Here is a 3,876-nt window from a genome sequence, read left to right on the forward strand (position 1 = left end):
TATGAGTTTAGCTCATATTTTAAAACGTTGGCTCATGATCTTCTATAATAGAAGCCATAATCGTTTATTGTTTGTTGACGCTTGTTTGTTTAGTTTTCAAAGAGCAAGTTGTTCAGTTCGTCGCCCATAAGCGACTTTATTAATATAACACGCTGTCTTATTATTGTCAACATCAATTTTGTTTTTCTTTTTTCGTAAAAACTGATGTTTGTTTTTTCAATTCAACGTTGTTTTCCTGAAGCGAGATTAAATATACCATGGATAAAATATGTTTGCAATATAATTTTGAAAGAAATTTTCACAATGAGAGAATCCTATTTGGTTTTCCGAGTTTCTTCTTATTAATTGCTTTTATTAATAATTTCTCGGTTGTGCTCATATAATGCTTTGGACAAACTAATTTACTGAGGTGATCCTATTTGCTGCAATCAATTGCACTTTATCTCTCACTATTCATGGCGATACTATTATTTAGCATTACCTACACTGAAGCCATTAAAATCGCTAACGCTGAAGGAAAGGTTCACGGAGGAACTCTTATTTTTAGCTCTGTCTGTGCATTATTGTTTTCAAGGTTCACTTACCTATTCATTTAAAAAATCCCCTCTATAAAGGGGATTTTTGTTTGTACCTTACAGATTTACACCTATACTCTTACATTTTTTCTATAGTAGTCTGGTGCAGCAACTTTAAATCTCTCCATACGTAAGCTACTTCGATACATTCCTTGCCTGCAATTTTCACAACTTCTTCTCCAGCTTTTTTCGGCTGAAGGCTTTCATAAAATTTTCGGCTTTCATTATCAGCTAACACCCAAACGAGCATGGATTCATAACCCTGCTTCAGCAATTTATCCAGACCGGCTTTTAGCAATCTCAGACCAAGTTTTTCTCTTTGGTACTCTTTAAGGATATAAATCGCGTACAGTTCTCCATCAGCCTTAAAGTTCCCTGATCTTTCTTTCCCGAAAGATGCAAAGCCAACTATTTCTCCCTCTGGATTAACAGCCACAAAAACCGGCGATGTATCAGCACTCTCTGACAAGCTTTTTTCCCATAAAGGTTTCCTGTCCTCTACCTGTAAAGAATCCAAGTAATCTTGGCTTACAATTCCCTGATAAGTTTCTTGCCAGCTTCTAACGTGAACCTTTGCAATACCGCTCGCGTCATCTTTACTTGCTTTTCTAATTTGCACTTTTATCCCCTACCCCGAGATTGATTTGATTTCGGCTTGATTTTTTAGCTTCATCTTTCTTTCATCTACTAAAAACAATGTTATCCCAGCAATAACAACTAGTCCTCCGATCACCTGTGTCAAAATTACTTTTTCACCGAGCAGGTAGAAGGCCAGTACGGTTGCGCCCACTGGTTCAAATAGTATCGCCATAGAAATGACCGAGGCGCTGATCCATTTTATAGACCAGTTGAACAATGTATGTCCTAGCAGAGTTGGTATCAGCGCAAGAAGGATAAAGTAAACCCAATCGCTTGTGGGATATGGATAGAACGAATCACCCACTGCAATTACATAGAAGAATAAAGTAATTGAACTGATGCTATAGACGATGAAAGTATAGGTTATTAGAGACATTCTCTTCCTGACCGTTTGGCCAAATAACAGGTATACAGTTACCAATGCACAGGCTACTATCGCCAAAAAGTCCCCAAACAACGCACTTCCGCTGATTTTAAAATCACCCCAGCTGATGATGACACTGCCGCCGATTGCTATCAAGCCGCTTAAAATCGCTTTGACGGATACACGTTCCTTAAAAAACAGGTAAGCCCCTACGAAAGCAAATAGCGGCTGGAGAGTGACCAGCACGGTAGAGCTTGCTACTGAGGTATAGTTTAGTGATTCAAACCAGAGGATAAAATGAAAAGCCAGAAAAATTCCGGCTATCCCTGTTAATACCCAATCCCGTTTCGTAATAAGACGAAGTTCCGAAACATACTTTATAAAAAACACCGGCAACATTAATAGTACAGAAAAGAATAATCGGTAAAAAGCTATGACTCCGGACGGTGCAGATGAGACTTTGACAAGGATCGCAGAAGTTGAGACTGCCACCACGCCGATTGCTACCGCCATATAAGGATTTAATTTAGGTGATTCCATTTCCATTCTCCTTTAAGAAACACAATGTGAATTATATGTATTTTACAATGAAATTGAACTTTTATCTTGAATAAAATTTTATTTTATCAATAAGAAGTTTAGTCCGTCATTTTTAGGGAAAGTAAATACATCTTATCAGGGGCAGGAGAAACGACATGTTCTTTTCAATTGATATGGAAATTTTACTTAAGTTGGGGATATCCGCTTTCTTGGGCCTGGTCATTGGGCTTGAAAGGGAAATAAAAAGAAAACCCGTTGGCCTTAAAACGAGCCTGGTTATATCGATTGTCAGCTGTCTTTTGACGATTGTATCAAGTGAATCAGCTTATATATTTCCCGGGGATGAAGACGTGAATATTACGATGGATCCGCTCCGTCTGGCGGCTCAGATTGTATCTGGTATCGGCTTCCTTGGTGCCGGGGTTATTTTACGGAGAGGAAATGACACAATTTCAGGCCTAACCACCGCAGCTATGATTTGGGGGGCCGCTGGTATTGGAATCACAGTAGGTGCCGGATTTTACTGGGAAGCCATAGCAGGTGTGGCTCTACTTATTGTTAGCGTGGAATTCATACCATTCCTAATGACTTTCATCGGTCCAAGGCAATTAAGGGAAAAAGAGATCCGTCTACAGTTCAATGTCAATAGTCGGGAAAGCATTGCCGATATCATTACCAAGATTAAAGAAGAAAAAATCTCTTTGAAAAATGTCCGCATCAAGGATCTAGCGGAAGGAAACCAGCTGGTTCAATTGATTGTAACTGTGGACTTCCGCAGAAAGACGACGGATGTGTACGAAACGGTGTCCGAAATGGAAGGAATCAACAGAGTTGAAATAGAAGGTTTGTAGTAGAAAAGCCGCTGAATGGCGGCTTTTTTAGTGCGCTTATAAAATTTAGTCTTGCATGTCCGGCAAGATGGTTATATAATCTTTCTTGTACCTTATCTATTAGATACGGGGGATTAGCTCAGCTGGGAGAGCGCAACGCTGGCAGCGTTGAGGTCAGGGGTTCGAGCCCCCTATTCTCCATCATCGGAAACCCTTGCCTAGCAAGGGTTTTTTACATTTTTAAGACTTCCCTTTGCCCCATGCTCTATGAAAAGTGCACAAAAAGTGCACCTTTAGTATACTTAAGCGTTTTAAGCTTGATTGAAAAAGCCCCTTTCAAACCGATCTGCTGCTTGTTGTTGCAAGTCCGGATTTACATGCGAATATATGTCCAGGGTGGTCGTTACATCGGCATGACCTAATCGTTCCGCTACAATCTTTGGGTTTTCTCCATATATCAGCAACAGGGTAGCATGAAGATGGCGTAAATCATGAAGCGTGATTTTCGGAACGCCTGATTTTTTAATATACCGATGAAACTCCCTTAGCAAATTCCGAGAATCTTTAAAGTTCCCATCATAAGCACAGAATACCATATCCAGATCATTATAAGCTGCACCTAACATTTCTTTATGTTTTTCCTGTTTTTCTTTATAGAGGAGTAGTTTTTCCACTAAGTATGAGGAAATGGATATTTGCCTGCGTGAGCTTTTCGTTTTTACATCCTTCAAAAAAGCCCCCTCTTCACCGTCCTTGCAAGGGAGCGGCTGATCCGAATTTTTGCTTTTTCAAAATCTATATCCGACCATTTTAATGCCAGCATTTCCCCCCGTCTAATACCAGTAAAAATGAAGGTTTCATAAATCGTTTCTTCTTCAACTTCCTTCACTACGTCCAAAAACCGATTCGTTTGTTCTTCTGTCCATGG

The 3,876-nt window shown here is 39.7% G+C and carries 5 protein-coding genes and 1 tRNA gene; 2 read left to right on the top strand and 4 right to left on the bottom strand.

Annotation, left to right across the window (positions count from 1 at the left end):
• Nucleotides 1-654: 654 nt before the first annotated feature.
• Both JCM21738_RS21105 and JCM21738_RS21110 read right to left on the bottom strand, forming a co-directional pair.
• Nucleotides 655-1,194, bottom strand: coding sequence for a GNAT family N-acetyltransferase (locus JCM21738_RS21105; RefSeq protein ID WP_023626850.1), 540 nt, complete (start codon nucleotides 1,192-1,194; stop codon nucleotides 655-657).
• Between the two features lie 9 nt (nucleotides 1,195-1,203).
• Nucleotides 1,204-2,118 carry a DMT family transporter gene (locus tag JCM21738_RS21110; RefSeq protein WP_023626849.1) on the bottom strand — a complete coding sequence of 305 codons (915 nt, stop codon included), beginning with the start codon at nucleotides 2,116-2,118 and terminating at the stop codon, nucleotides 1,204-1,206.
• Nucleotides 2,119-2,273: 155 nt separating this feature from the next.
• Here JCM21738_RS21110 and JCM21738_RS21115 point away from each other — a divergent pair, with 155 nt between their 5' ends.
• Together JCM21738_RS21115 and JCM21738_RS21120 are read left to right on the top strand one after the other, a co-directional pair.
• Nucleotides 2,274-2,969 carry an MgtC/SapB family protein gene (locus tag JCM21738_RS21115; RefSeq protein ID WP_023626848.1) on the top strand — a complete coding sequence of 232 codons (696 nt, stop codon included), beginning with the start codon at nucleotides 2,274-2,276 and terminating at the stop codon, nucleotides 2,967-2,969.
• Between the two features lie 107 nt (nucleotides 2,970-3,076).
• Nucleotides 3,077-3,149: transfer RNA gene (locus JCM21738_RS21120), tRNA-Ala, on the top strand.
• Nucleotides 3,150-3,259: 110 nt separating this feature from the next.
• Here the strand turns inward: JCM21738_RS21120 and JCM21738_RS21125 are convergent.
• Together JCM21738_RS21125 and JCM21738_RS26910 are read right to left on the bottom strand one after the other, a co-directional pair.
• Nucleotides 3,260-3,679, bottom strand: a complete 420-nt coding sequence (locus JCM21738_RS21125; protein ID WP_148296169.1) for a tyrosine-type recombinase/integrase — start codon at nucleotides 3,677-3,679, stop codon at nucleotides 3,260-3,262.
• Nucleotides 3,676-3,876 (bottom strand): tyrosine-type recombinase/integrase (locus JCM21738_RS26910; protein WP_035210165.1); only part of this gene is annotated, 201 nt, incomplete at its 5' end. The genes JCM21738_RS26910 and JCM21738_RS21125, both read right to left, overlap by 4 nt.

The sequence above is a fragment of the Mesobacillus boroniphilus JCM 21738 genome, from assembly GCF_000517385.1.
Lineage (GTDB): Bacteria > Bacillota > Bacilli > Bacillales > Cytobacillaceae > Mesobacillus > Mesobacillus boroniphilus.